General features: G+C 45.3%; 21 protein-coding genes. 8 read left to right on the forward strand and 13 right to left on the reverse strand.

Translation table 11 applies throughout. The annotated features are described in order from the left end of the window. Positions 1-20: 20 nt before the first annotated feature. A complete protein-coding gene (locus VRK_RS02935; RefSeq protein ID WP_059120024.1) occupies positions 21-1,139 on the reverse strand; it encodes an anhydro-N-acetylmuramic acid kinase in 1,119 nt (372 codons plus the stop codon). Positions 1,140-1,355: 216 nt separating this feature from the next. Between VRK_RS02935 and nagZ the strand changes: the two genes are divergently transcribed. Further along, the gene (gene nagZ / locus VRK_RS02940; RefSeq protein ID WP_059120025.1) at positions 1,356-2,342 is read left to right on the forward strand and encodes a beta-N-acetylhexosaminidase; all 987 of its coding nucleotides are present in this window, start codon (positions 1,356-1,358) and stop codon (positions 2,340-2,342) included. A 12-nt stretch (positions 2,343-2,354) separates the two neighbouring features. Here the strand turns inward: nagZ and btsR are convergent, their stop codons facing one another. Then, on the reverse strand, positions 2,355-3,065 hold the full coding sequence (gene btsR, locus VRK_RS02945) for a two-component system response regulator BtsR (protein ID WP_059120026.1): 711 nt from the start codon (positions 3,063-3,065) through the stop codon (positions 2,355-2,357). A 23-nt stretch (positions 3,066-3,088) separates the two neighbouring features. Next, positions 3,089-4,759 carry a sensor histidine kinase gene (locus VRK_RS02950; RefSeq protein ID WP_059122612.1) on the reverse strand — a complete coding sequence of 557 codons (1,671 nt, stop codon included), beginning with the start codon at positions 4,757-4,759 and terminating at the stop codon, positions 3,089-3,091. Between the two features lie 246 nt (positions 4,760-5,005). Between VRK_RS02950 and VRK_RS02955 the strand changes: the two genes are divergently transcribed. Both VRK_RS02955 and tyrA read left to right on the forward strand, forming a co-directional pair. Then, positions 5,006-6,073 carry a 3-deoxy-7-phosphoheptulonate synthase gene (locus VRK_RS02955; RefSeq protein WP_059120027.1) on the forward strand — a complete coding sequence of 356 codons (1,068 nt, stop codon included), beginning with the start codon at positions 5,006-5,008 and terminating at the stop codon, positions 6,071-6,073. Positions 6,074-6,084: 11 nt separating this feature from the next. Further along, positions 6,085-7,212, forward strand: a complete 1,128-nt coding sequence (gene tyrA / locus VRK_RS02960) for a bifunctional chorismate mutase/prephenate dehydrogenase (protein WP_059120028.1) — start codon at positions 6,085-6,087, stop codon at positions 7,210-7,212. Positions 7,213-7,308: 96 nt separating this feature from the next. On the opposite strand, the gene VRK_RS02965 is transcribed toward tyrA, so the two are convergent. Together VRK_RS02965 and ettA are read right to left on the reverse strand one after the other, a co-directional pair. After that, positions 7,309-7,704, reverse strand: a complete 396-nt coding sequence (locus VRK_RS02965; RefSeq protein ID WP_059120029.1) for a PilZ domain-containing protein — start codon at positions 7,702-7,704, stop codon at positions 7,309-7,311. A gap of 114 nt (positions 7,705-7,818) precedes the next feature. Next, positions 7,819-9,486, reverse strand: coding sequence for an energy-dependent translational throttle protein EttA (gene ettA / locus VRK_RS02970; protein ID WP_059120030.1), 1,668 nt, complete (start codon positions 9,484-9,486; stop codon positions 7,819-7,821). A gap of 248 nt (positions 9,487-9,734) precedes the next feature. Here ettA and VRK_RS02975 point away from each other — a divergent pair, with 248 nt between their 5' ends. After that, complete coding sequence (locus tag VRK_RS02975; protein ID WP_059122613.1) at positions 9,735-11,681, forward strand: transglycosylase SLT domain-containing protein; 1,947 nt, start codon at positions 9,735-9,737, stop codon at positions 11,679-11,681. Between the two features lie 59 nt (positions 11,682-11,740). Further along, entirely contained in the window at positions 11,741-12,040 is a 300-nt protein-coding gene (trpR, locus tag VRK_RS02980) for a trp operon repressor (RefSeq protein ID WP_059120031.1), read from the forward strand. An 88-nt stretch (positions 12,041-12,128) separates the two neighbouring features. Here the strand turns inward: trpR and VRK_RS02985 are convergent, their stop codons facing one another. From VRK_RS02985 to bamD, 8 genes are all read right to left on the reverse strand, one after another. After that, positions 12,129-13,511 (reverse strand): class II fumarate hydratase, encoded by a 1,383-nt coding sequence (locus VRK_RS02985; RefSeq protein ID WP_059120032.1) that lies wholly within the window; start codon positions 13,509-13,511, stop codon positions 12,129-12,131. Between the two features lie 18 nt (positions 13,512-13,529). Next, positions 13,530-13,910: a hypothetical protein gene (locus VRK_RS02990; RefSeq protein WP_059120033.1), complete on the reverse strand. Its 381-nt coding sequence runs from the start codon at positions 13,908-13,910 to the stop codon at positions 13,530-13,532. 79 nt (positions 13,911-13,989) lie between these two features. Further along, the gene (gene yjjX, locus VRK_RS02995; RefSeq protein WP_059120034.1) at positions 13,990-14,535 is read right to left on the reverse strand and encodes an inosine/xanthosine triphosphatase; all 546 of its coding nucleotides are present in this window, start codon (positions 14,533-14,535) and stop codon (positions 13,990-13,992) included. 2 nt (positions 14,536-14,537) lie between these two features. Beyond that, the gene (locus VRK_RS03000; RefSeq protein WP_059120035.1) at positions 14,538-16,859 is read right to left on the reverse strand and encodes a putative bifunctional diguanylate cyclase/phosphodiesterase; all 2,322 of its coding nucleotides are present in this window, start codon (positions 16,857-16,859) and stop codon (positions 14,538-14,540) included. Continuing rightward, positions 16,843-17,889 (reverse strand): polyamine ABC transporter substrate-binding protein, encoded by a 1,047-nt coding sequence (locus VRK_RS03005; protein WP_059122614.1) that lies wholly within the window; start codon positions 17,887-17,889, stop codon positions 16,843-16,845. The genes VRK_RS03000 and VRK_RS03005 overlap by 17 nt, the downstream gene beginning before the upstream one ends. A 177-nt stretch (positions 17,890-18,066) precedes the next feature. After that, entirely contained in the window at positions 18,067-19,242 is a 1,176-nt protein-coding gene (gene pheA, locus VRK_RS03010) for a prephenate dehydratase (RefSeq protein WP_059120036.1), read from the reverse strand. Positions 19,243-19,464: 222 nt separating this feature from the next. Further along, the gene (gene hpf / locus VRK_RS03015) at positions 19,465-19,794 is read right to left on the reverse strand and encodes a ribosome hibernation-promoting factor, HPF/YfiA family (RefSeq protein WP_059120037.1); all 330 of its coding nucleotides are present in this window, start codon (positions 19,792-19,794) and stop codon (positions 19,465-19,467) included. A 369-nt stretch (positions 19,795-20,163) separates the two neighbouring features. Further along, positions 20,164-20,892 (reverse strand): outer membrane protein assembly factor BamD, encoded by a 729-nt coding sequence (gene bamD / locus VRK_RS03020; protein ID WP_059120038.1) that lies wholly within the window; start codon positions 20,890-20,892, stop codon positions 20,164-20,166. Between the two features lie 151 nt (positions 20,893-21,043). Between bamD and rluD the strand changes: the two genes are divergently transcribed. The 3 genes from rluD (at position 21,044) to clpB (ending at position 25,422) form a co-directional block, all read left to right on the forward strand. Continuing rightward, positions 21,044-22,024, forward strand: a complete 981-nt coding sequence (gene rluD, locus VRK_RS03025; protein WP_059120039.1) for a 23S rRNA pseudouridine(1911/1915/1917) synthase RluD — start codon at positions 21,044-21,046, stop codon at positions 22,022-22,024. Next, positions 22,021-22,740: a peptidoglycan editing factor PgeF gene (pgeF, locus tag VRK_RS03030; RefSeq protein ID WP_059120040.1), complete on the forward strand. Its 720-nt coding sequence runs from the start codon at positions 22,021-22,023 to the stop codon at positions 22,738-22,740. Before rluD ends, pgeF begins: the two co-directional genes overlap by 4 nt. A 108-nt stretch (positions 22,741-22,848) precedes the next feature. Continuing rightward, positions 22,849-25,422, forward strand: a complete 2,574-nt coding sequence (gene clpB / locus VRK_RS03035) for an ATP-dependent chaperone ClpB (protein ID WP_059120041.1) — start codon at positions 22,849-22,851, stop codon at positions 25,420-25,422. Positions 25,423-25,768: the final 346 nt, after the last annotated feature.

A 25,768-nucleotide genomic window follows, 5' to 3' on the forward strand; every position in this document is an offset into this window, starting at 1 on the left:
AAGCTTTTACTCTTCTGATTTTATCGGGTTGTGTAAATGACGCCCAGTGACACGGCTTTAGTTGCGCCGGTGACTTCAGGAACATTGCTCGGGAGTTCATGTATGCGCTGATGGGCCAGCCAGGCAAAAGCCATGGCTTCCATATAATCGTTGTCAACGCCTTGCTCCGATGTGCTACTGACCTGCCAGCCTTTCAACAGGGTTTGCAACTCCTGCATCAATAATGGATTGTTGGCACCACCACCACAAACAAACAGTCGGGGCTGAAGGCCGCTGGCATATAAACAGCATTGATCGGCAATGGTTTCTGCGGTCAGCCGACACAGGGTTCTTTGCACATTTTCGGGAGCGATGTGACGGTTCAGCAATCTGATTTTCGACTGAACCCAATCGAGATTGAAGTATTCTCTGCCGGTACTTTTGGGAGCGTGTGCTGAAAAATAACTATCTCGTTTCATCAGTTCCAGCAACGGCACATCAATGTGCCCGCTGCGGGCCATCTGTGCATCCTGATCGAATTGTTCCCGTGTATGGTATTGGCACCAGGCATCCATCAGGATATTTCCCGGGCCGGTATCATATCCCAAAAGCGGCTGTTCCGGTCTGATCACTGAAATATTGGCAATGCCACCAATATTAAGTACGACCAGAGTCGCATCATTATGCGGAAAAACTTCCCGGTGAAAAGCAGGCACGAGTGGGGCACCCTGACCGCCTAGTGCCATGTCTTTACGGCGAAAGTCTGCCACGGTATCAATGCCCGTTTTCGTTGCGATGATATGAGCATCACCAAGCTGCATAGTAAAAGGCGTGTCCCCTGCCGGATGGTGATAGACCGTCTGTCCATGACACCCGATTGCTCGGATATTCTCCGCCCGGTATCCGCTTTGCACCAGCAGGGCATTGACCGCATCAGCAAACAGGTGCCCGAGGTGGTGATCGAGTATCCCAATTGCGGGGAGATGCGTCGGCTGACCGGTGCAGATATTCATAATGTTCTGTTTTATTGATTCAGGCATGGGATACATCGCGGATGAGAGCAACTGAATATTGTGGTCATCGATCTCAATCAGAGCAACATCAACACCGTCCAGACTCGTACCGGACATCACGCCAATATACAATTCTTTCTGAGCCATTATCGCTTCCTGCTGGTGGACATCATTGCATTGTAATTGATTTTTGTCACAGCACCACTGTGCTTACAAATCTTTGCTGATTGTTCTTTTTTATCGGCCCCTCAGCGAGTTAACCATTTGCGGAGCCGAGATATCTGTCTTGCGAATAGAACTGCATCCATGCGTTGTTGTGTATATAATCGGCTCAAATCAATCATGAGAGTTCGGGAGACAAATATGGGGCCGCTGTGGCTAGATGTTGAAGGATGTGAGTTGAGTGCGGAAGAAAAAGAGATGTTGGCGCATCCGACTGTCGGTGGTGTAATTTTATTCGCCAGAAACTATTTCGATTCAAGGCAATTACAGGCTTTAACTCAGTCGATTCGGCAGTATGCGAGACAACCAATCCTGCTCGGTGTCGATCAGGAAGGTGGTCGTGTTCAACGGTTTCAGGACGGATTCACTCGGTTGCCTGCTGCCGCAAGTTATGCTCGTTTCCCTGAGAGTGAACGCTTAGCACAACTGGGTGGGTGGCTGATGGCCAGTGAACTGATCGCGCATGATATTGATTTAAGCTTTGCCCCGGTCCTCGATACGGGATTTTCCTGTCGGGCGATTGGTAACCGGGCTTTTGGTGACGATGATGAGACGGTCATCTCAATGAGTCGGGCCTATATTCAGGGGATGAAATCTGCCGGGATGGCAACAACGGGAAAACACTTTCCGGGACACGGAGGTGTGGTAGAAGATTCACATAAAGAAACACCGTACGATCATCGTGAGGATATTTTCGACACGGATATGCAGGTGTTTCGGCAGCATATTCAGGCTAATTTACTGGATGCGATTATGCCGGCACATGTGATTTATTCTCATTATGATCAACAGCCAGCGAGTGGTTCGGCATTCTGGCTGAAGCAGATTCTACGGCACAAACTCGGTTTTAATGGCATTATTTTTTCGGATGATTTGGCGATGGAAGGCGCCTCGATCATGGGCGATGCGGTTGCCCGTTCCCATCAGGCGTTGGCGGCAGGATGCGATATGTTATTGCTGTGTAATGATCGGGATGCATCAGTCCGCGTGTTGGATCATTTACCGATCATGGCTGTATCCGGTGCTGAATCTCTGCAAAAGCAGCGCTCGTTTAATCCGGCAGAACTGAAAGCAACCCCTCAGTGGAAACAGGCTGTGGCAGCGCTCAGACCACTGACGGAGGAGTAACCCGTATGTTGTCTAACTGATTCCGAGCGTTTCTTTTAAGTTTTTCAGATAGCGCCGACTGACCGGCACGGTATATCCCGAAATGGTTAGTACCTCAGCCAGACCATGCTCGAGTAGTTTGATCTCCTGAATGTTTTTCGGATGAATCAAATACTGACGGTGACAGCGCAGCAGCGGGGTTTTTTCTTCCAGATGTTTCAATGTGAGTTGGCTGGTGGCTTTTTTGTCACTGGTTTGGACATGAACGCCTGCCAGATCACTACTGACAAATTCAACGGCCTGTATTGGGATAATCACAATTCGGTTGAGTCCGGTGCAAGGGATCTGTTCCAGTGACTTGGGGATAATGGGGGTCATATCCTGGCGTTGTATGTCTCGCTTTAACCGTTGCAGGGTTTTGTGTAACCGCTTGTCATCAATAGGTTTGAGCAGATAATCAAACGCGTTATCTTCGAAGGCTTGAATTGCGTATTGATCATAGGCTGTGACAAAAACAATTCTCGGCATGGTTTCTTGATCTAACATCGCCAGTAGATCGATACCAGTGAGCTGCGGCATTTGGATATCAAGAAAAACGACATCCGGTTTGAGCTGATTAATTTGTTTCAAGCCGTCAATAGCATTGCCTGCCTGACCGACGATCTTCAACGTCTCATCTTCTCCAAGCAGTTGGATCAGTTCTTCTCTGGCATGTATTTCATCATCAATAATCAGTACTTGCATTCAGATATTCTCTCAAAGATATGTCAGGTTAGGTTTGGGAGTAAAAACTGCATTTTGGTTGAGACATCCGGTTGGATGTCGGTTTGCAGTTGCGATGAATGACCAAAGTAATTGATCAGACGTTTTTCGACGATTTGCATGCCAAGCCCGTGCGTTTGATTGGGTGAAGAACGGTAAAGCCCGGCATTATCTTCAACAACAATCAGGTGTCCATGCGCTGTTGGCTGGTTATAAATACGAATTTTACCCTGGCCGAGTAAATTGGAGGTGCCGTGCTTGATAGCATTTTCTACTAAAGGCTGGAGAGTAAATGTAGGCAAGCGTCGCTCCATCAGAGAGGGATCGATCTGAATTTCAATATCGAGGCGATCACAAAAGCGGGCTCGTTCAATCATCAAGTAGGCATTCACATGGGCAAGTTCCTCTGCAAGGGTAATTGTTTCGATATTCTGTTTTAAATTACTGCGAAAAAAATGAGCCAGATGCTGGATCAGTTCACGAGCCTGGCGGGGATCAGTGCGAATGATTGCACTGATGGTATTTAAAGCATTAAAGAGAAAATGCGGATTCACTTGCGCATGAAGGAGTTTGATCTCTGCCTGAGACAATAATGTTTTCTTCTGTTGATATTCACCGTGAAGAATTTGACTCGACAATAGCTGCGCAATGCCGCCAGCCATTGACATGTTAATTGACGAGAATAATTTGCGCTTCTGTTCATAAAGTTTGATAGTCCCGATGACGCGATCATCGACACGTAGCGGAATGATCAGCGCGGAGCCTAATTTACAGTCCGGTGACAGAGAACATTGATAAGGGCGCTCGTATCCGTCGAGATAGATAATTTCATTTTTTTCAATCGACTCCAGTGTTTTGGGCGATGAGATAGGGGTATTGGGATGATGATGATCATCACCGACACCAATGAAAGCGAGGATTTTTTCCCGATCGGTAATGGATACGGCACCGACATTGGTTTCCTCATAGACGATACGGGCAACCGGTCCTGCGGTTTTTGCCGTAAATTCATCGGATAGTAACCCGACGGAGCGTTCTGCGATGCGTAACGCTTTGCGGGAAAAGGTTGCAGAGTATTCCTCATAAATCGATTTTTTATCTTTGAGAATGCTCATAAACAACGCCGCTCCGACGGAGTTGGCAATAATCATCGGGGCGGCGATGGTACTGACCAGTGAAAATGCTTGGTCATACGGTTTGGCAACCGATAAGATAATCAACATCTGAATCACTTCAGCGAACAGCGTGATCCCGAACACCACTCCCGGTTGAAATAGACGTTCCCGTTGGTATCTCCTCATCAGATAAGTATGCAGTAATCCTCCGATGAGGCCTTCGGTGGTGGTTGAAATCGCACAGGCTAAATCGGTAAACCCACCGAGCGTGTAACGATGAAGCCCACCGGTTAGACCAACCGCAAAACCGACAATCGGCCCTCCGAATAGTCCACCCATAACGGCACCAATCGCTCGGGTATTTGCGATAGCATCATCGATCTGTAAGCCAAAATAAGTGCCCAGAATACAAAACAGCGAGAAAAGCACATAAATTGACAATCTGTGCTCTAAACGGGAAGAAATGTTCAGGAGTGGCAGGAACAGAGGCGTTTTACTGAGCATATAAGCAAGGACAAGGTAAACGCACATTTGTTGCAGCAGGGAAAGAATCACATCCATGGCCATACAAAATATCTTGTAAACTGTTTGCTTATTCTAGGGGAAGGCTCAGCAATAAAATACTAACCTACCAGTGAATTGTGACGGAATGATGTTGAAATAGTCGTGTAAAATAAATTTTACAATAAACGTTTCTGTTATTTTACATTCACAATGACTGTTTTTGCTGGTAATTTAAGCCTTATGTGTGATTTAATTCTCGTTAATAGAGAGTTGAATGTAAATTTTTTTGTACGGGTGGTAACAATGAATGAACTCAATGATATTAATATAATTGACCAACAGGTTTTGATTACGCCGGAAGCACTGAAAGCCAAGCTGCCTCTGAGTGAAAGTGCACAGCAATTCATTCATCAGTCTCGTCAGACGATTGCTGACATTATTCATAAACGGGATCACCGTTTACTGGTTGTCTGTGGTCCTTGTTCGATTCATGATTTAGATGCGGCTAAAGAGTATGCTAAACGTTTTAAAGCGTTAGCTGAAGCTGTGAGTGATCAGCTGTATTTAGTGATGCGGGTATATTTTGAAAAGCCGCGGACAACCGTCGGTTGGAAAGGATTGATCAATGACCCGCATCTGGATGGTACATTTGATATTGAGCATGGGTTGCATGTCGGCCGACAATTATTGGTTGAACTGGCAGAAATGGAAATCCCGCTTGCGACAGAAGCGCTTGATCCGATCAGCCCTCAATATCTTTCCGATACATTTAGCTGGGCTGCTATCGGTGCCAGAACGACTGAATCGCAGACTCACCGGGAAATGGCCAGTGGTCTTTCGATGCCGATTGGGTTTAAAAATGGTACAGATGGCAGTTTATCTACGGCAATTAATGCCATGCAGGCGGCGTCATCGAGTCACCGTTTCATGGGGATTAACGCTGAAGGTCAGGTCGCGTTGCTAACCACACAAGGGAACTCAAATGGACATGTGATTCTGCGTGGCGGTAAACAAACCAATTATGATTCAGTTTCTGTTGCTGAATGTGAAGCAGAAATGCACAATGCGAAACTTGACCCGGCACTGATGGTTGACTGTAGTCATGCGAACTCTCGTAAAGACTTCAGACGTCAGCCACTGGTTGCTGAAGATGTGATCCATCAAATTCGTGAGGGCAATCGCTCGATTATCGGATTGATGATCGAAAGTCATATTCATGAAGGAAACCAGTCCGCTGATCTGCCTCGTGAGGAAATGCAGTACGGTGTTTCGATTACCGATGCATGTATTAGTTGGGAAGCGACTGAAACCTTGTTGCGTCGTGCGCATCAGGATCTGGTTCCATTCTTAGAGAAACGTTTGCAAGATTAAAGAGGTTGTTCATGTCAGTTGAGCTCAACACGTTACGAGATCAGATAGATGGAGTCGATCAGCAGATGATTCAATTGCTTGCTCGTCGTCTGGCGTTGGTTGAAAAAGTTGGTGAAGTGAAAAGTCAGCACGGTTTACCGATTTATGCCCCGGAACGTGAAGCAGCTATGTTGGCGGCACGTCGTGAAGAAGCTGAAAAACAGGGCGTTCCTGCTCAACTGATTGAAGATATTCTGCGCCGGACCATGCGTGAATCTTATGCCAGTGAGAAAGATGCCGGCTTTAAGTGTTTGAACCCGGAACTACGTCCTATTGTGATTGTCGGTGGGAAGGGGCAGTTAGGCAGCTTGTTTGCACGGATGTTCCGTTTGTCCGGTTATACGGTAAAAATACTTGGTAGTCAGGACTGGGATCATGCCGATGAGTTGTTGCATGACGCGGGAATGGTTGTCGTGACTGTGCCGATTCATCTGACACTGGATGTTATATCGAAGCTTAAACATCTGCCTGAAGATTGTATTTTGTGCGATCTGACCTCGATAAAGTCTAAGCCATTACAAGCCATGCTAGAGGTTCATTCAGGGCCGGTTGTCGGCTTACACCCGATGTTTGGTCCGGATGTTCCCAGCCTTGCGAAGCAGGTGGTTGTTTATTGTGACGGACGCGATGCCGACAGTTATCAGTGGTTGCTTCAACAGCTAGCGATTTGGGGAGCCAGTTTGTGCAAGATTCGAGCAGAAGATCATGACCATGGGATGACATTAATTCAGGCGCTGAGACACTTTACCTCTTATGTGTATGGCTTGCATTTATCGAAAGAAAATCCTGATTTGGAAAAGCTACTTCAGCTTAGTTCTCCGATTTACCGTTTGGAACTCGTGATGGTCGGGCGCTTATTCGGCCAAGACCCGAACCTGTATGGTGATATCATCTTCTCCTCGGAAGAAAATACCGCTATGATTCGTCGTTTTTATCAGTGCTTTACCGAAGCGATGACGATCATTGATGAACAAGATAAAGAACGATTTATCGAGAGCTTTGCTAAAACCAGTCAATGGTTTGGTGACTACTCGCAAAAATTTATGTCAGAGAGTCAGAGTTTACTCAAACATGCCAATGATGCGATTCATCGCGGGTAAATGTAGTATCAACGAAAAGAACGAAAAAGAGCGGACACCCGCTCTTTTTTACATTGTCAGCCCTAATAAATCACCGCTTTGGGCGTTGAACCCGATTTATATTGGACCAGACGTGTCACTTTCATCTTCATCACCTAAATCAGTCAGGTGTTCTAGTTCTCGATGTAAGAGTGCGTCATCGCCAACATTCAGCTCTATCAGCCGTTTCAGGTGAGAAATACTTTCGACATCGATATAAGCAATACTTGCGTGCAATGTACTGTTTTCCAAACTGACAATATTGGCTGTCATTTGAATCGAGATATCACTTTCAGGGAGCGGGAATTCAATGTAAACCGGTTGTTGCGGATCGAGTCTTGTTTCACCAATGATGGAAAGCAGTATCCCATGCAGTGATAGATCCTGAACCGTCGTTGCAATGTGGACTGACCCTTGGGTCAGTAAAGCCGGAGCCCGGTAGATAATCCGTGAAAATCGACGTTTTTCTGCCATATCTCTGCCTCTGTGTGGTAGAGGGGTGTTCAGTGTACGAAAGATACGCCGCCATTGGTCTTTCCCGATAATAAAAAGGCCGCAAGTGGCGGCCTTTTACATCAACAGAAAACACTATTTCGCAATACGTTTGTATTTAATGCGATGCGGTTCTGCCGCTTGAGCACCCAGTGTCTGTTTTAGCCATTCTGAGTATTCAGTATAGTTACCTTCGTAGAAGTTGACTTGCCCTTCGTCACGGTAATCAAGAATATGTGTCGCAATTCTGTCAAGGAACCAACGGTCATGCGAAATAACCATGGCGCATCCCGGAAACTCTAATAACGCTTCTTCCAGTGCCCGGAGTGTTTCCACATCGAGATCGTTGGTCGGCTCATCAAGCAGTAAGACGTTGCCGCCAGCTTTGAGTAGTTTTGCCAGATGGACGCGGTTGCGTTCACCTCCGGAGAGCTCACCGATAACTTTTTGCTGATCGACGCCTTTAAAATTAAAGCGAGAGCAGTAAGCTCGGGCGGGGATCTCAAAGTTATTGATCCGGATAATGTCGGCACCTTCAGAAATCTCCTGAAAGACCGTATTCTTATCGTTCATACTGTCACGGAACTGATCAACCGAAGCGAGCTTCACTGTATCACCGATGTCGATCGTGCCGGCGTCCGGTTGTTCTACCCCGCTGAGCATTTTGAACAGGGTGGATTTACCCGCACCATTTGGACCGATGATGCCCACAATCGCACCTTTCGGCATGGTAAATGACAGGTTATCAATTAACACTCTGCCATCGAATGACTTGGTGAGGTTTTTCACTTCAATGACTTTTTCGCCTAAACGGTCGCCCGGTGGGATAAACAGTTCATTGGTTTCATTACGTTTTTGATGATCGCTACTCTGCAACTCTTCAAAGCGAGCCATCCGGGCTTTCGATTTTGCCTGACGACCTTTTGGATTCTGACGAACCCATTCAAGTTCTTTCTCGATGGTTTTCTGACGGGCTTTTTCCTGAGAGGCTTCTTGCTTCAGACGTGCGTCTTTCTGTTCCAGCCAAGAGGTATAATTCCCTTGCCATGGAATCCCTTCACCACGGTCAAGTTCCAGTATCCAGCCCGCAGCGTTATCTAAGAAGTAACGGTCGTGGGTAATGGCTACCACGGTACCGCTGTAATCGACCAGAAAATGCTCCAGCCATGCAACGGATTCTGCATCCAAGTGGTTGGTTGGTTCGTCTAATAGCAGCATGTCTGGTTTTTCCAGTAGCAGGCGGCAAATCGCCACCCGACGTCGCTCACCACCAGAAAGGTGACTGATTTTCGCATCCCATTCAGGCAGACGAAGGGCATCTGCGGCACGTTCCAGTATATTCTCTAGATTGTGGCCATCTTTTGCCTGAATTAAGGCTTCCAGATCCCCTTGCTCTTTCGCCAGCGCATCAAAATCTGCATCCGGTTCAGCGTAAGCTGCATAAACTGCATCAAGGCGCTCAAGGGCATTTGTTACATCAGAAACAGCTTCTTCAACAATTTCGCGGACGGTTTTACTCTCGTCCAGTACGGGTTCCTGTGGCAGATAACCGACATTTAGTCCGGGTTGGGGACGCGCTTCACCATCAATGTCGGTATCAATACCAGCCATGATACGGAGCAGCGTTGATTTACCCGCACCATTGAGACCCAGTACACCGATCTTGGCGCCAGGGAAAAAGCTTAGAGAGATATCTTTCAGGATTTGTCTTTTCGGGGGCACAATTTTGCTCACCCGAGACATTGTATACACGTATTCAGCCATTGCCGATCGTTCCTAACTGTTACTCATAGACCAAAACAGCCATTTTATACTAATCAGATGATATTTGTTACTCGCAGACATTTTTTTCATCCAGACTTTGGGGGAGTCAGATGATTTGTGAAAAAATATGCAAATTGATGTTGTTTGAGATTTTTTGTTAATTTAGCCTCTCTCATGTAATAAATGAGGAAATTATGACTAAAATGTTAAGAAATCGTTTTGGGGGAGTTGGGCCGATTGTATCATTTATGAACGGGTCTTGGGGAAGAAGCATTCTGCCCATGGTACTTTGTATTGTTATCGGCAGTTGCTACGCACAGCGTAGTGTGGCACAAAGCGACTTGACACTGGAACAACAGCGTCAGCTTTATGAGCGTGCTCAGCTCTGGCTGGATCAACAAGATGTCAAAAAATACCACCGTATTCGCGACCAGCTGCTTGATTATCCTTTAACGCCTTATCTCGATTATCGCTCCATTTTAGTCAACATCGGTGATAAGCCACCACTGGTCATCAAAAATTTCATCGATAGTCATCGTAATTTCCCATTTGCCGGACGAATTAGTGCGCCTTACTTAGATGCGTTGGCTCAGAAGAAAAAGTGGTCGGTGTTACTGACCTATCAAAAATCCATTCCCAATCAAGAAAAATATCGTTGTTATTACTATACGGCGATGTGGCATACCGGCAGAAAGAATGAAGCATATCAGGGGGCCGAATCGCTGTGGCTGAGTGGTGACAGTGTCTCTGATGCTTGTGATTTTCTGTTTTCTCAGTGGCGTAAGACGCGGTTTTTTACTGATCGACAGATTATTGACCGTATGTTTCTCGCATTTGAGCAGCGAAGTTCCTCTCTGATGCAGTATCTGAGTCGCCAGTTGAAGACGGATCAAGCGCATGCACAGGCGCAGCGATTGCTTAATATTTATCGTGATCCGAAGCGGGTATTGACGCTGATGAATACCAACGTATTCAGTGACGATGATTCTAAAACGGTTGTTCTTGGTTTGAAAAAATGGGCCGCTGCGAAGCCGATTGCCGTGTATTCGCTCATCGCGCAACACCAACTGAGGTTGTTGAGCGCTGAAGAACTGAATCATCTGTCTCTCTATGTTGCCAGTCAACTGCTGGATGAAGAACCGGCATCGGGCATCACTGAATGGCGAGATCAGGTGATTGCAGAAAGTGGCGATGTCCGGTTAATTGAACAGCGTATTCGTCAGGAAATCAGGCGAGGTGATTGGCATCATATTCATCGTTGGATTGGCTATTTGCCCGAATCGTTGCAGCAGTTGCCCGGATGGCAATTCTGGCTTGGCCGAAGCGAGATCGAATTGGGCAATGAAGCCGAAGGGATCAACAAATTGGCGGCGCTCACCGAATTGCGAAGTTTTTATGGGGTGGCTGCGTCTGAGATTCTGCAACAGCCATTTGTCTATCGGACCAGTACCCTGAGCTACAATCCCGATTTGATTGAACCTTATCGGAAGGCTCTGGTTCGGATTGAGGAGTTGATTGAGCGAGGGAAAATTGCGGCTTCTAAAAGCGAGTGGCGTTGGTTACTGGAGCGCGTTTCGGTGGAAGAAAGTGCGATGTTGGCGCGTTATGCTGCAACAGCCCATTGGTATCATTTGGCTGTGGTTGCTTCGATTCAGGCCAAGCTGTGGACCAATCTGGATCTGCGTTTTCCCAGAGCCTATCTGAAATGGTTTGAATTTTTTGGCAATAAAAACAATGTTGATCCGATCTCATTGATGTCTTTAGCAAGACAGGAAAGTGCGATGGATATTGAAGCGCACTCTCCGGTGGGAGCGAAAGGGTTGATGCAAATTATGCCATCTACGGCTCGTCATGTTGCCAAAAAATACCGACTGCAGTATCACAGCGCCAGTGATTTGTTTAATGTGGAAAAAAACATTGAGTTGGGCAGTCAGTATCTCCATGAACTGTTGACCCGGTATGACGGCAATCGTGTTCTGGCTTTTGCGGCATACAATGCCGGGCCATACCGGGTTGATCAGTGGTTGAAAGATTCGGATGGTGAGTTGGATGTGTATCGGTTCATCGAATCGATCCCTTTCCACGAGACCAGAGGCTATGTGCAAAATGTCCTGATGTTCGAAAACTATTACCGCTATTTGATGGGGGTGGAAGGCGATTTTTTACAGCATATTGAAGTGGAGACAAAATATTGATTCCATTGGGCGATAAAACTACTACAATGAATGACGTGTATCAATCAACGAGTACAGTCATGTTACAGCAACCAAAATTTACTGACTGGCAGTCTTTATTGGAGCTGCTGAGAGAAGCATCGGAACAAGATCGTTTGGCAATGGTGTTGACGATGATGATGACTCCAGATGAGCGGGAAGCGTTGGTTTCCAGAATCAATATATTTTATGAGTTACTCAAAGGTGATTTGTCTCAGCGGCAGATCAGTCAAATGCTGGGGGTGGGGGTTGCAACGATAACCCGAGGTTCGAACGAACTGAAAGCGTGCTCTGAAGACAATAAAGCAGCCTTGACGGAACTGCTGCTTGGAAAAAATTAATTCCCCTTTCTATCGGCCGGTTGAGTTTGACGGTGAACATACGGTCAATCTCAGCCGGTTTGATTTTTGGCTTCCCGATATTGCGCTGTTAACCGATACCTCCCTGAGTCAGTTTCTGCGGGGCGAGTAGTTTTTCCAATTCTTCTCTACTCAGATCGGTTTCTTCAACTGCGACATCAATAATTGCCCGCTGTTGTTGATAAGCTTGTTTGGCGATTTTGGCCGCTTTTGAATATCCGATAACGGGATTGAGCGCAGTGACTAAAATCGGATTCTTCGCCAAGGCAACATCCAGATTGTCCTGACGCACTGTAAATGTTGCAATGGCTTTATCGGCTAACGCTGTCGCACTGTTGGCCAGCAGTTCGATACTTTCCAAAATATTATGAGTAATGACAGGTAACATCACGTTGAGCTGGAAGTTGCCTGACTGCCCGGCAATGGTAATGGTTGCATCATTACCGATAACCTGAGCCGCAGCCATTGCCGTCGCTTCCGGGATGACCGGATTGACCTTACCGGGCATGATCGAAGAGCCGGGTTGTAGTCCTTGGAGCTCTATTTCCCCTAATCCGGCAAGCGGGCCTGAATTCATCCAGCGCAGATCATTTGAAATTTTCATCAGCGCGACCGCTGTTGTTTTTAATTGGCCTGATAGGGCGACAATGGCATCTTGACTACTGAGATTGAAAAAGAAGTTTTCACTGCTGGTGAACTGAATCCCGGTTTTTTGAGATAAGTGTTCAACAAAGGCTGCGGCAAACCGAGGGTCTGCATTGATGCCCGTCCCGACGGCAGTACCGCCTTGCCCTAAAGCTTTCACTGAGGTCAGACTGTGTTGAATTCCCTGAATTGAATGTTGAATCTGATGAGCCCAGCCGCTGAGTTCTTGAGCAAATGTAATGGGCATCGCATCCATCAGGTGAGTTCGCCCTGTTTTGACGAGATGACCCACCTCCGTACTTTTATGATTGAGGATTTCAATCAGGTGATGCAACGCTGGGAGCAGTTGTTGCTCGATAGATAGGGTACTACTGACTTGGATGGCTGTCGGGACAACATCGTTACTGCTTTGCCCCATGTTGACATGATCATTCGGATGAATCCGGGTACCGAGAATCTGGGAAGCAAGTGTCGCAATGACCTCATTGGCATTCATATTTGAACTGGTCCCGGAGCCGGTTTGGAAAATATCGATCGGAAACTGTTCGAGGTGCTGCCCATCAATAATTTGTTGAGATGCGAGAGCAATCGCATTGGCAATGTCATCTTCTAACAAGCCTAATTGAACATTTGTTTGTGCTGCAGCTTGTTTGATATAAGCCAAGGCTTGAATAAATCCACGGGGCATCGGTCGTTTACTGATAGAAAAATTATTCACAGCGCGCTGTGTTTGTGCCTGATAAAGGGCATCCGCAGGAACCAGCACTTCTCCCATACTGTCGGTTTCAGTTCTGAATATCTGTTTCATGAGTGCGCTCCTATTTTATTAATCGAGTATGGTCTGAATACTTCTTAACTGTTGTTGTAACGACATGAGTTTGATATCGCCACCGTTTAACTGACGATAAAAGCGTTTGAGCGTGAGTAGTGGGATATGGATCGAATCGAGACAGATTCGGCGAAAAATTCGACTGTAGGTAGGATCTTGAATCGCGTCCAGAAGATGAAAGAATACCCGACGGAGAAACAACTCATGGAGTAGCCCGTTTTCATGATGTGTCTCGGGACGGTAAAGCGACGCGAGTAACAGACCACTCTGAATATATTCCTGAATAACTTCAGGCTCAAAACCCAGAGGCTGGTTGTGTTGAATGAACCGATCCTGAGCTTTGAAAAAAGCGTTATATAAGATCTCTTCCCGACGCATAGTCACCTCACTCTATATTATAATGATAATTATTATCATTATAATATGCTAAATGCAAGTTGCCCCTGATCGTCAGTCTCTATTTGGTTGGCACAAGGAGCAGGTTATCAGGATAAAGTGTTGGATTGACGAAAGGAACAAGCGCCAGAATCAAAGCTTGATGATAAACGGAGCCGCGAGTGAGGCGGTGGTTGGTGAGTAAACCGATAGCACCGCCCTGCTGTTTGATATTGGTTGTTTGAAATAGGTCGTCCATAATGCTACCGAGTTCGGTTTCGGTATTTAATTGCGTGAGCACTTCAGGGGGAAGCGGCAGACTTGAAGAGCGTGATTCTCCTCTTTTTTGTCCTGATTCGACGACCATCCATGCGTAAGTAAATTGTCCTTCTACGCCAGCCTCCAGACCGACATAGAAATCAGCGTCCGGAGCTTGCTTTCGGGCGTTGGCAACGCGGTTTAATGCACCCAAACGCGTTTCAGAATCACTCATGGGCTGATCGGCGACGTGACTGGGAGCGGAGATACCGAGCACTTCTGCCTGAATAGTCGGAAATACTTCCTGAAAGGCATTCTCTACAGCCTTGATTTTAACTGGATTGAGTGATGCGACAATAATTCGGGTCATTATTATGTTCCTTTTGGCTGTTCTGCAAGTGCTGTCAGTTCAATGATTGATAGGGGCTTACCGAAATAATATCCCTGTAAATAATCACACTGGTATTCCTGTAGCCATTGATACATGCTTTCTGTTTCGATCCCCTCAGCCGTGACTTTCATATTCTGAGAATGGCACAGGTCAATCAATGGCTTCACCACCTGATGTTTTTGAGTGGCAATTAAAGTATCAAGAAACTGGCGATCTAACTTTATTTTTTGTACTGGATATTGAACCAACTGAGCAATCGATGTGTATCCGGAGCCAAAGTCATCGATCGTCAGACCAAATCCGAGTTTCGATAATTCGTGTAATAGTGGAAAGCTCTGAGATTCGGCCGCGAATGTTTCCGTAATTTCAAACTCTACCAAATGGACTGGAATCTGATAAGTGGTCGCAAGTGTTTCGATATATTCTGCCAGTTGCAAGGAGTTCAGCTCTGCGGATGACAGGTTGATTGCGATTTTTTTCGGTGCATCCTGAATGTCTTGAAGCGTAGCGAACTCTTCAAAGGCCTTATTGATCACCCAGCGGTCGATATCAGCAAATAATCCGGTTTGCTCTGCAATAGGAATGAATTCGTCAGGAGAGATCTCGCCTAACTGAACGGATTCCCAGCGCAGTAATACTTCAAATCCGGTGATAGTTTTTCCGGAGCAGGTGAAATAGGGTTGATACACCAAACTAAACTCATGATCGAAAGAGCCGTTTCTGAGTGCTCGTTCGATGTTTGCCCGACGCTGGACAATTTTATCGAGTGCTTTTGAGTAGTGTGCTATCTGGTTTTTGCCTGCATTTTTTGCCTGATACATTGCGGTATCGGCATTGGAAAGGAGTTTTTCAATATGTTGACCATCTTCCGGGAAGGTCGCAATCCCGATACTGGCGGTAATCGGAAAATGGCCTATTGGTGAATGAGTCCGGTTTTGTATCGGTTCTAATAGTTTTTGCGCAAACTTATCTGCGATTTCCGGTTGTTGAGTGGAGGATTGAAGAAGAATGGCAAACTCATCGCCGGAAAGCCGTGCGGCCAGACAATGCACGTGATAAGTCTGATTAAAGTGCTGGCACAGTGTTTCAATATGATTTGCAAAATTAATCAGCAGTGAGTCCCCGATTTGATGTCCATACTTATCATTGACGTATTTAAAGTTGTCTAAATCAATATAAAGTGCCCAGACATATGAGCGAGCCTGAGAAAGAATGGCTTTGGCGTGACGCTGAAAATGATGCCGGTTCGCCAGATTGGTGAGGTGGTCATTTTCTGCCAATAACTTGGTTTGCTGATAGGTCTTTTCCAGCTCGGTATACATTACATAAAAGCGTGATGATAAGCGTCCGATTTCATCATTGCTCGACAGAACTTCAATATTTTTTCGCTGATTATTTTCAACTTCCTGTAATTGATTATCCAGCCGGGTGATCGGGTTAATGACATGCCGGTACAGCAGGAGCAATAACAGGACAACCGTAAAGAATGCTGAGACATTAAACGCTAAGATTAACTCTTTCTGGATGGAATTGAGTTGTTGATTCAGAATCAATGGTGCCGGATCCAGCGTCGCGAACCAGCCGGGCTGGAGTTCAACGGTTTGGATCAGGTCTTCTTTTTGGACGGCTTGATTTTCCGAAGGTTGATGAGTGAAAAAAATGGCGGTTTGATTATCGTACTCTAGGCTTTTTTTCAGATGATTGAAACGATCAAGCGTTGCGTAGACAAGCACGAAAAAGATTTCATTCTGGTTATAACTCAGCGGTGTTTGCAGTGTTTTTGTATCTAAAACATCATAACGAATTAAGACGCCTTCTCCAGATGAATTTTCAGTGTAGCCAACATAAATTGGTTTTTTAGTCTGCTGATAAATTTGTTCGGTGTATTTTAGAAGTTTGGGATCCATCTGTGCAAAAGGATCATGACTTCTGTCCGCATAATAAAGAACCTTGTGCTGACTGTCCAAAATCGATAATGCGATAAACTGTTGTTGCTTGGGTTGAAGGGCATAAATTGTGTCATTCAGGTTATCAACCAGCTCAAGTTCCCGAAACGGATTCTGTTCATGATGTACATAGTGGCGAATAATATCGCTTTTAGCCAATGTGTAGGCATAACTGCTAACCAGCGTATTCGTCTGACGATAATAGCCTGCTAATTTCTCCATGTTGAGCTGTAGATAACTGTCGGTTCGTTTTATAAGTGCATCTCTTTGCGTAACATAAATAATGTAACTCGATGCTGCGGCACTCAATAAAATCACGGGCGCGATGAGTAATAATATTCTATGGCTGAGCTTCATGCTGATTAATTAAACTATTGATGATTTTGGATCGGATATTTAGATTCAAGGGTGAAAGTTCCGTATCAATGATGATGTTGTCCATGTTTCCGATTGCCGGGAAAATGCTCTCATCATGAATAAAACTTGCCGGCAGTTGTTTGAGCGCTGCCATATTGGGTGTTGCTGCACCGATATCCAGAGCATTTTGAGCTGCGACATCCGGTCGCATCAGATAATTCAGGAAGTCTTTGGCCGCCTTTTTATTTTCTGAATTACTATTGATTGCCATACAATCTACCCAAATAAATATGGGACCGGCAGGTGTGATAAATTTCCAGTTGTTATTATGAAAATACCGATTGAGTGAATGTTGATCACCACTATATCCTAACGCCATGTAAAGATTGTCATTATCTTTGTGGCTTCTCACATAGCTGAGTGCATATTCATAAGTGATTATATTGGCGTTGAAACGTTCCATCGCATGATAAGCGGCTCTCAATTCAGATAAAGAATCCGTTATCGGGGATAAGTGCTGTGTATATAGAAAAGGTAATAATGTTTCGATACTGTCTTGTATCATGCCGATGTGTCCTTTGACCGCGGGTGGTGGATTCATGAACTCAGACCATGTACGCGGTGGTGACAGTATTTTATTTTCTCTGTAGACAATACCAACACTCCCCCAAAAATAAGGGATGGCGTGTGTCCCGCAAACTTGATTCCAACGAGGATCGATATATTGACGGTTTTCTAGTGATGACAGATCCTCAAAAGCATCCTGACGGGCAAAGATTTGGGCAGAAATATTATCTAAAACAATGATATCAAAAGGAAGCTGAAAACTTTTCAGCATGAGCAGACTGCGTTCATCATCATTATCAAAATGGAATAGATGTAAAGGGATATTAAAATATTTATCCCATTTCGATATGACATGTTTTGATAGCGTATCTTCCCACAGATAAATATTAAGTTCTGAAGCGTTGGCTGTTAAGGGAAAAGCAGCAAGGGTAATAATCAGTATTCTAACCAGTTTTTTAACCATCATTTATGCGTTCGAACCTGACGTATGCCGATCCTAAAGATGAGGTAGGCGCTATTTGCTACTTTATCCTGTATCTAAGATAACAATACGACAAAAGACTATGTTTAGGTGAGAACATGCATTCTATGTTGTCGATGCCGCATTGTCAGCTTTATCAGGGCGGAAATCACCAATTTCTCAATATTGTTCCACTCGAGTCGGTTTTACATTTTCAATCGGGTAACATCCCAGCACTTTGAGGAACTTGGTTAAGTGCGTCAGTTCTTCCAAGGCTTTCTGCATTTCGGTAGACGCTAAATGTGCTGTTAAGTCAACGTAGAACATCTCTTCCCAAGGATTTCCCATCACCGGTCTCGATTCTAGTTTGGTCATATTAATTCCCAGCTTTTGCAACACCTGAAGCGTTGAAACCAGAGCGCCGGCTTCTTGGGATGTTGCCATAATAAGCGTTGTTTTGGCGGGGATCTGTAAGGAAACTTCGACCGGTTTCCGTGCCACAATAATAAAGCGAGTATAGTTCTCGGTTTGATTGGCAATATTGGTTTTGATCGGCTGTAATCCGTACAGCTTTCCACTGGAAGCATTACCGATCGCGACGACATCATGACGGTTCATCTCTTTAACTTTCTGCATAGCATCCGCGGTACTGATGCAAGATTCGAGCGTGACATGATTCATATAACCTAAAAACTCACTGCACTGTTGTAGTGGTTGTGGATGAGAATAAAGGATTCTAATCTCTTCCAGAGGAATGTCTTGCGTTGCCAGCAGGCAATGCTCTATCGGTAAGGTTAACTCACCGACGATGTGTAATGTTGTGCGCTGAAGCAGATCATACACTTCGTTGATTGAGCCCGAACTGGTATTTTCGATCGGCAATACACCGTAATCCGCATGTCCTGATTCAACTGCTTTGGTCACATCTTTGAATTGCTCGCTGTTCATCTCAATCAGTTCGACATTTTTCCGACTAAAATATTCACGAGTTGCCAAATGTGAATAGGAGCCTTTTGCCCCAAGAAAAGCGACGCGGGAGGTCGGTTTTCTGTGCACTGGGTTGGCTAAATTCTGTAAATAGTTTTGTTGTAGCAAGACTGAATCTTCAATGATGGTATAAAACACTTTAGTGATATAAGGGGCATCTAACTGGTATTTTTCTTTGCCATTATTAATCAGTTTAACCAGTAATTGTTGTTCTCTGTCGGCATCGCGCACGGGTTTGGCGGTTACCACCTTGCTTTTGGCAACTTCAATGCTCAATTTGCGGCGTTCTGAGAGTAATTGAAGTAACTGATCGTCTAACTCGTTCAGTCTTAAGCGAATATCCTGCAAAGAGTACTTCTGAGACGTCATAATATATCCTCATAAGAAAAGACCTCCGCACAGAGAGGAGGTCTCCAGTTGTTATTTTATATGCGCAATGATTGTCTTGATTCGGAGTTTCAGCGCTGATTCACTGGATGAATCTAAAATCGAAAATGGTCGTTAGTCACACAATAAGCAAGGTGTCATAAGGCGTCAAGCAAAAAAACAGCGCTGAATCAGCGCTGTTTACAATGATGGATGATTTAATTTTTACAAGATTTCAGATGGGTCAATTTTGTCTTTATCGGTACGTCTGGCTTCTGGTTTGTGTCTCAGTTTATTGAGCTGACGTTCTAGTTTCTGTTCGACTTCATTCACAGCGATATAGAGATCTTCGTGTACAGCCGAGGCAACAAGTTGTCCTTTGGGAATAGAAATAATAGCTTCGAACTTTTTCTTTTTATCCGGCTCTTCTTGGAACGTAGTTTGACAGCCAATGATATCAACTTGCCATTTTTCCAGTTTTTTGATTTTCCCTTCGATATGCTCGCGGATTGCAGAGGTGACTTCAATATTTTTACCGATAATGTTTACATTCATAGGTGATTCCTCTGTAGCTATCCCATCTGGATTACCTTCAGATTACCTGTTTGATATGGAAAAAATGTGATATACATCACTTAAATGAGCGGTGGATTCTGACGTCGAACCAAACGTGATCTGTCGCAAAGAGTCATCGCGAGAAAGTGAAAAAAGAGTTGAGAATATTTTACGTCACGTTAGATTAGAGAAAGGTTGAACTGAAAAATATTTGTTTTTTAGTGGATTTTCTCAGCTTGTTAAAAAGCCATCAATTAAAAAGTCATCAAACCTGCTGCTCAGCCAACTCGTTTACCCCTTTTCAAAAAACAGATTGCTCTTCCAAAAATGAGGAAAAGCAATCCGTCAGTCTGTTCAATTCACTCGTGATTATTCGATAGGGTTTAATTTGATTAATGTTTGCGTTCGCTTCACTGCGTCAGTTAACCCTAACTGTTGGTAAGCTTTCAATTGTATCTGTAATGACTTTCTCGCGGCTTCAGTATCTGGGAAGGTTTTCTGTAACTCCTGACAACGTTTGATCGCTGCAATCCACGCTTCTCTTCTTAAATAAAAATCTGCCGTTGCCAAGTCGTAATTAGCCAGCCGGTTTTTTAGAGCCAAAAGGCGTTGATGTGCATCTTTGGCATAAGGGCTGTTTGGGTAGCGCTCAAGTAATTTCTTAAAATCGGCAAAAGCTTCTTTCGCGGGTTCAGGATCGCGATCCGAACGATCAATATTAAACAGGTCCTGCATAAAGTTGGTATCTTGGGCGATGTTGGTTAAACCTCGCATATACAGTACCCAATCGATTTTATCGTGAGTCGGATTTAAACGCATAAAGCGATCAATCGTTGCCAGACTCATGGCGAGCTGATCACTTTTATAATAAGCGTAGATCAGATCAAGCTGGACCTGCTTTGAATACGCACCGAACGGATAACGTGAGTCCATGGCTTCCAATTTTTCAATTGCACTGGTCCAATTACCACTTTGCAAAGAGACTTTGGCTTCTGAATAGAGCTGTGAAGGGGGGATATCGGGAACAACATGTTCACTATTGGAGCACCCCGCTAGAAGTGTCAGCGCAAGTAGACCTGATAAAACTTGGTATTTCATGTCAGAAGTGGCTTCCTTTAATTCAAAATAGTTCAGTGAAAGTTCTCTTTGTAAAAGGTTACGTTACTTTCTCTGTGGTAACGGATACAATAGTGCATCATTTTATCCATACTAGGGACTATTAGTCTCCTTGTTTTTTAAAAAGTTCGATATGGCTCAGCAGATTGAATTAAAGAGTACCGTAAGAGATAGCCAGTTAGGACAACGCCTCGATCAGGCGATTGCCGAACTATTCTCTGATTTTTCCCGTTCTCGTCTTAAAGAATGGTTACTTACCGGCAAAGTTGTTGTTGATGGCGAGGTGGTGACCAAACCTCGTCAGAAAGTGATGGGTGGTGAAGAAATTGTACTTCACGCTGAACTGGAAGATGAAGAGCGCTGGCTACCTCAGGATATTGCCTTGGATATCGTCTATGAAGATGACGATATTATGGTGATCAACAAACCTCGTGATTTTGTGGTTCATCCGGGGGCCGGAACACCGGATGGCACGGTGTTGAACGCATTACTGCATCACTACCCACAAATTGCGGAAGTGCCAAGAGCGGGGATTGTCCATCGTCTGGACAAAGATACCACCGGCTTGATGGTGGTTGCGAAAACCGTTCCGGCTCAAACGCGTTTGGTCAGGGCGCTTCAGAAGCGAAAAATCACTCGAGAATATGAAGCGATTGCAATCGGAACGATGACCGCTGGCGGTCTGGTTGATCAACCGATTGGACGGCATCCGACCAAGCGAACATTGATGGCTGTGTCACCGATGGGAAAACCCGCGGTGACGCATTACCGGGTAGCCGAACATTTCCGTGAACATACGCGGATTAGACTGCGATTGGAAACCGGACGAACTCACCAGATTCGTGTGCATATGGCATCGATTCAGCATCCGTTACTGGGCGACATCGCTTATGGCGGGGGCGGCAGAATTCCTAAAGGCGCGGATGACGATGTGGTGGCGTTGATCAGAAACTTTGATCGTCAGGCGCTACATGCGGTGATGCTGCGGTTTGAACATCCGATCACAGGAGAAGAACTGGAATTTCATGCCCCGGTTCCTGAAGATATGGTGATTTTGACCGAAGCATTACGTGACGATACCAACAAATATGGAAAAGATGAGTATTCATCATGATCATCCCTGACTGGCTGCTTCCTCAAAATGTTCGGGCGGTGTCTTCGACACGCCGATGCGGTGTTTCTACTGGGAAATATCAAAGTTTGAACTTGGGGATGCATGTCGGTGACTCACCGGAACATGTTGCGGAAAACCGCCAGCGAGTCATTGCGTATGCGGAAATGCCTTCAGCACCGGTGTGGATGAATCAAACCCATTCAACACAAGTCCTTGTTATTGATCATCCTACGACCGATATCGTAGAGGCAGATGGGATTTTTACCCGGACGCTGGGTGTGGTTTGTGCAGTGATGACCGCAGATTGTCTTCCTATTTTGATGACCAATACATCAGGGACTGAAGTTGCGGCGGTTCATGCCGGTTGGCGAGGATTGGCTGGCGGCATTCTTGAACAAGCCGTCTCCTGCTTTTCTGGAGACGTCATGGTATGGTTGGGGCCGGCGATCGGTAAAACTGCTTTTGAAGTCGGTGATGATGTGGTTGCAGCGTTCACCCAAGTCGATCCAATGGCAGAACAAGCGTTTGAACCCCGCCAGCAAGAGGGTAAGTGGTCCGCAGATCTGGTGCAATTGGCGCGACAACGCCTGCACCGCGTCGGTGTTAAACAGGTTTCCGTCAGTGGCTTATGTACATACAGTGATGCACACAACTTTTTTTCTTTCCGACGTGATGGTGTGACGGGAAGACAAGCTTCATTCATTTGGATCAAATAACCATCTTTTTGTGGTGGTAATTTGAACACTCCCCCTTGAAAAAACGATCTGGCGTATCCATTTTTCTAACAGTGAATTTTATTGCTCCGTAGAAAACAGGAGATAGATATGCGTCTTGATCGATTTACCAGCAAATTTCAAATTGCGATTTCCGATGCCCAGTCACTCGCACTCGGGCGTGATCATCAATATATAGAACCAGTCCATTTGATGGTGGCCTTGCTCGACCAAAATGGCAGCCCGATTCGACCTCTTTTGACCATGCTGGATGTCGATGTCATGCATTTACGCTCCAAACTTGGAGAAATGCTCGATCGACTTCCCAAAGTGAGTGGCATTGGTGGTGAAGTCCAACTATCCAACACGATGGGCACACTCTTAAATATGTGTGACAAGATTGCCCAGAAACGACAAGACGCTTATATCTCTTCCGAAATTTTTCTTCTCGCTGCGTTAGAAGACAAAGGCCCGCTCGGACAATTACTGAAAGAGATCGGTTTGACTGATAAAAAAGTATCAGAGGCGATCGAAAAAATTCGCGGTGGACAGAAAATTAATGATCCGAATGCGGAAGAGCTACGTCAGGCACTTGAGAAATATACCATCGATCTGACTGAGCGTGCAGAGCAGGGGAAATTGGATCCCGTCATTGGCCGTGATGATGAAATCAGACGGACAATTCAGGTTCTGCAGCGCCGAACCAAGAATAATCCGGTGATTATCGGTGAACCCGGTGTGGGTAAAACCGCCATTGTGGAAGGATTAGCGCAGCGGATTATCAATAGTGAAGTGCCTGAAGGATTGCGCGGACGTCGCGTGCTTTCCCTAGATATGGGGGCCTTGGTGGCTGGTGCGAAATATCGGGGTGAATTTGAAGAACGTTTGAAGTCTGTCCTGAATGAGCTTGCTAAAGAAGAAGGGAACGTCATTCTGTTCATTGATGAACTGCATACCATGGTCGGTGCCGGTAAGGGTGAAGGCTCTATGGATGCTGGTAACATGTTGAAACCGGCATTAGCCAGAGGAGAACTTCACTGTGTCGGTGCCACAACCTTGGATGAATATCGCCAGTATATTGAAAAGGATGCTGCGCTTGAACGCCGTTTCCAGAAGGTATTGGTCTCTGAACCGAGTGTTGAAGACACGGTTGCGATTTTGCGTGGTTTGAAAGAACGTTACGAGCTCCATCATCATGTTGAAATTACTGACCCGGCGATTGTGTCGGCAGCGAGCCTCTCTCACCGATACATCTCGGACCGGCAACTTCCCGATAAAGCGATTGATTTAATTGATGAAGCAGCTTCAAGTATCCGTCTGCAAATCGATTCAAAACCAGAAGCACTGGATAAGCTGGAACGCAAAATTGTACAGTTAAAAATCGAGCAGCAGGCACTTAGTAATGAGCATGATGATGCCAGTGAGAAACGACTGAATATCATCAATGATGAACTGCAAGAGAAAGAACGCGAGTATGCGGAGTTAGAGGAGATCTGGAATGCTGAAAAAGCAGCTCTTTCAGGGACTCAACATATTAAAGCAGAACTTGAACAGGCTCGTTTAGATCTTGAAGTTGCTCGAAGAGCGACTGACCTGAATCGTATGTCGGAACTCCAGTATGGCCGGATTCCAGAATTAGAGAAACAACTGGATCTCGCCGCCCAAGCTGAAATGCAGGAAATGACGCTGCTGAAGAATAAAGTCACGGATGCTGAAATTGCAGAAGTTCTGTCCAGACAGACCGGAATCCCTGTTTCCAAAATGCTTGAAGCTGAAAAAGAAAAACTGCTACGCATGGAAGATGCGCTGCATAAACGGGTTATTGGACAAGCTGAAGCAGTTGAGGTTGTATCCAATGCAATACGTCGCAGTCGAGCCGGTTTATCTGATCCCCATCGACCAATTGGTTCATTCCTATTCTTGGGACCAACAGGGGTTGGTAAAACAGAACTGTGTAAAACACTCGCCAACTTTATGTTTGACAGTGATGATGCCATGGTTCGAATCGATATGTCCGAATTTATGGAGAAACATTCCGTTGCACGTTTGGTAGGAGCACCTCCCGGCTATGTCGGATACGAAGAAGGTGGGTATTTGACTGAAGCGGTCCGCAGAAAACCTTACTCTGTCATTTTGTTGGATGAAGTCGAAAAAGCACACACCGACGTCTTCAACATTTTACTTCAGGTTTTAGATGATGGACGCTTAACTGACGGCCAAGGTCGAACCGTCGATTTTCGCAATACCGTGGTGATCATGACTTCTAATTTAGGCTCATCACAGATTCAGGAACATTTTAAAGAACTGAATTATGACAGTATGAAAGAGCAGGTGATGGATGTGGTCAGTAAACATTTCCGTCCCGAATTTCTAAACCGGATTGATGAATGCGTTGTATTTCATCCACTGGGTAAAGGGCAGATTAAGTCTATTGCATCGATTCAAATTGAGCACTTACGTCAGCGGATGCAGGAAAAAGACTACGATCTTGAAGTTGAAGATGCTGCATTAGAACTGATTGCTCAAGTGGGTTATGACCCGGTTTACGGTGCGAGACCACTAAAACGAGCCATACAGCAATCAGTCGAGAACCCACTGGCGAAATCAATTCTTAGTGGAGCGTTGCTACCTGGGATACCCATTCGTCTTTCAGTTGAAGATAGTCAGATTGTGATGTCGCAGTAGATTGGTTGGATTGAAACCATAAAGAAGAGGTGTCTGATGGCACCTCTTTTCGTTGGTGGGAACTAAAAAACGTAATAACTCGAATAAAAGCGCTAAAAAATTAATCGCTTCGATTGATATTTAATCTGTTGAACGAAAAAAGAAAGAATTTATCGTTTTTGCTATTGCCAAGTTTAATTAACCTCATATAATGCGCCTCGTTGTCTCGGGACTCAGTCACGATTCGATGGCGGATTTTGAGTTTTAAGTTACTCAAAAAAAGAGAATAAAAAAGTGTTTGACACCAAGATTTATCTCGCTAAAATGTCCGTCCGCTTCAAGCACTAAATAAGTGCTTCGGAGTCAA

It is taken from the genome of Vibrio sp. MEBiC08052 (assembly GCF_001506075.1).
Classification (GTDB): domain Bacteria; phylum Pseudomonadota; class Gammaproteobacteria; order Enterobacterales; family Vibrionaceae; genus Vibrio.

Bases quoted from the DNA above. Each gene is read 5' to 3' on its own strand.
- VRK_RS02935 (WP_059120024.1), bottom strand. From the start codon at position 1,139: ATGGCTCAGAAAGAATTGTATATTGGCGTGATGTCCGGTACGAGTCTG.
- nagZ (WP_059120025.1), top strand. From the start codon at position 1,356: ATGGGGCCGCTGTGGCTAGATGTTGAAGGATGTGAGTTGAGTGCGGAA.
- btsR (WP_059120026.1), bottom strand. From the start codon at position 3,065: ATGCAAGTACTGATTATTGATGATGAAATACATGCCAGAGAAGAACTG.
- VRK_RS02950 (WP_059122612.1), bottom strand. From the start codon at position 4,759: ATGGATGTGATTCTTTCCCTGCTGCAACAAATGTGCGTTTACCTTGTC.
- VRK_RS02955 (WP_059120027.1), top strand. From the start codon at position 5,006: ATGAATGAACTCAATGATATTAATATAATTGACCAACAGGTTTTGATT.
- tyrA (WP_059120028.1), top strand. From the start codon at position 6,085: ATGTCAGTTGAGCTCAACACGTTACGAGATCAGATAGATGGAGTCGAT.
- VRK_RS02965 (WP_059120029.1), bottom strand. From the start codon at position 7,704: ATGGCAGAAAAACGTCGATTTTCACGGATTATCTACCGGGCTCCGGCT.
- ettA (WP_059120030.1), bottom strand. From the start codon at position 9,486: ATGGCTGAATACGTGTATACAATGTCTCGGGTGAGCAAAATTGTGCCC.
- VRK_RS02975 (WP_059122613.1), top strand. From the start codon at position 9,735: ATGAACGGGTCTTGGGGAAGAAGCATTCTGCCCATGGTACTTTGTATT.
- trpR (WP_059120031.1), top strand. From the start codon at position 11,741: ATGTTACAGCAACCAAAATTTACTGACTGGCAGTCTTTATTGGAGCTG.
- VRK_RS02985 (WP_059120032.1), bottom strand. From the start codon at position 13,511: ATGAAACAGATATTCAGAACTGAAACCGACAGTATGGGAGAAGTGCTG.
- VRK_RS02990 (WP_059120033.1), bottom strand. From the start codon at position 13,910: ATGCGTCGGGAAGAGATCTTATATAACGCTTTTTTCAAAGCTCAGGAT.
- yjjX (WP_059120034.1), bottom strand. From the start codon at position 14,535: ATGACCCGAATTATTGTCGCATCACTCAATCCAGTTAAAATCAAGGCT.
- VRK_RS03000 (WP_059120035.1), bottom strand. From the start codon at position 16,859: ATGAAGCTCAGCCATAGAATATTATTACTCATCGCGCCCGTGATTTTA.
- VRK_RS03005 (WP_059122614.1), bottom strand. From the start codon at position 17,889: ATGGTTAAAAAACTGGTTAGAATACTGATTATTACCCTTGCTGCTTTT.
- pheA (WP_059120036.1), bottom strand. From the start codon at position 19,242: ATGACGTCTCAGAAGTACTCTTTGCAGGATATTCGCTTAAGACTGAAC.
- hpf (WP_059120037.1), bottom strand. From the start codon at position 19,794: ATGAATGTAAACATTATCGGTAAAAATATTGAAGTCACCTCTGCAATC.
- bamD (WP_059120038.1), bottom strand. From the start codon at position 20,892: ATGAAATACCAAGTTTTATCAGGTCTACTTGCGCTGACACTTCTAGCG.
- rluD (WP_059120039.1), top strand. From the start codon at position 21,044: ATGGCTCAGCAGATTGAATTAAAGAGTACCGTAAGAGATAGCCAGTTA.
- pgeF (WP_059120040.1), top strand. From the start codon at position 22,021: ATGATCATCCCTGACTGGCTGCTTCCTCAAAATGTTCGGGCGGTGTCT.
- clpB (WP_059120041.1), top strand. From the start codon at position 22,849: ATGCGTCTTGATCGATTTACCAGCAAATTTCAAATTGCGATTTCCGAT.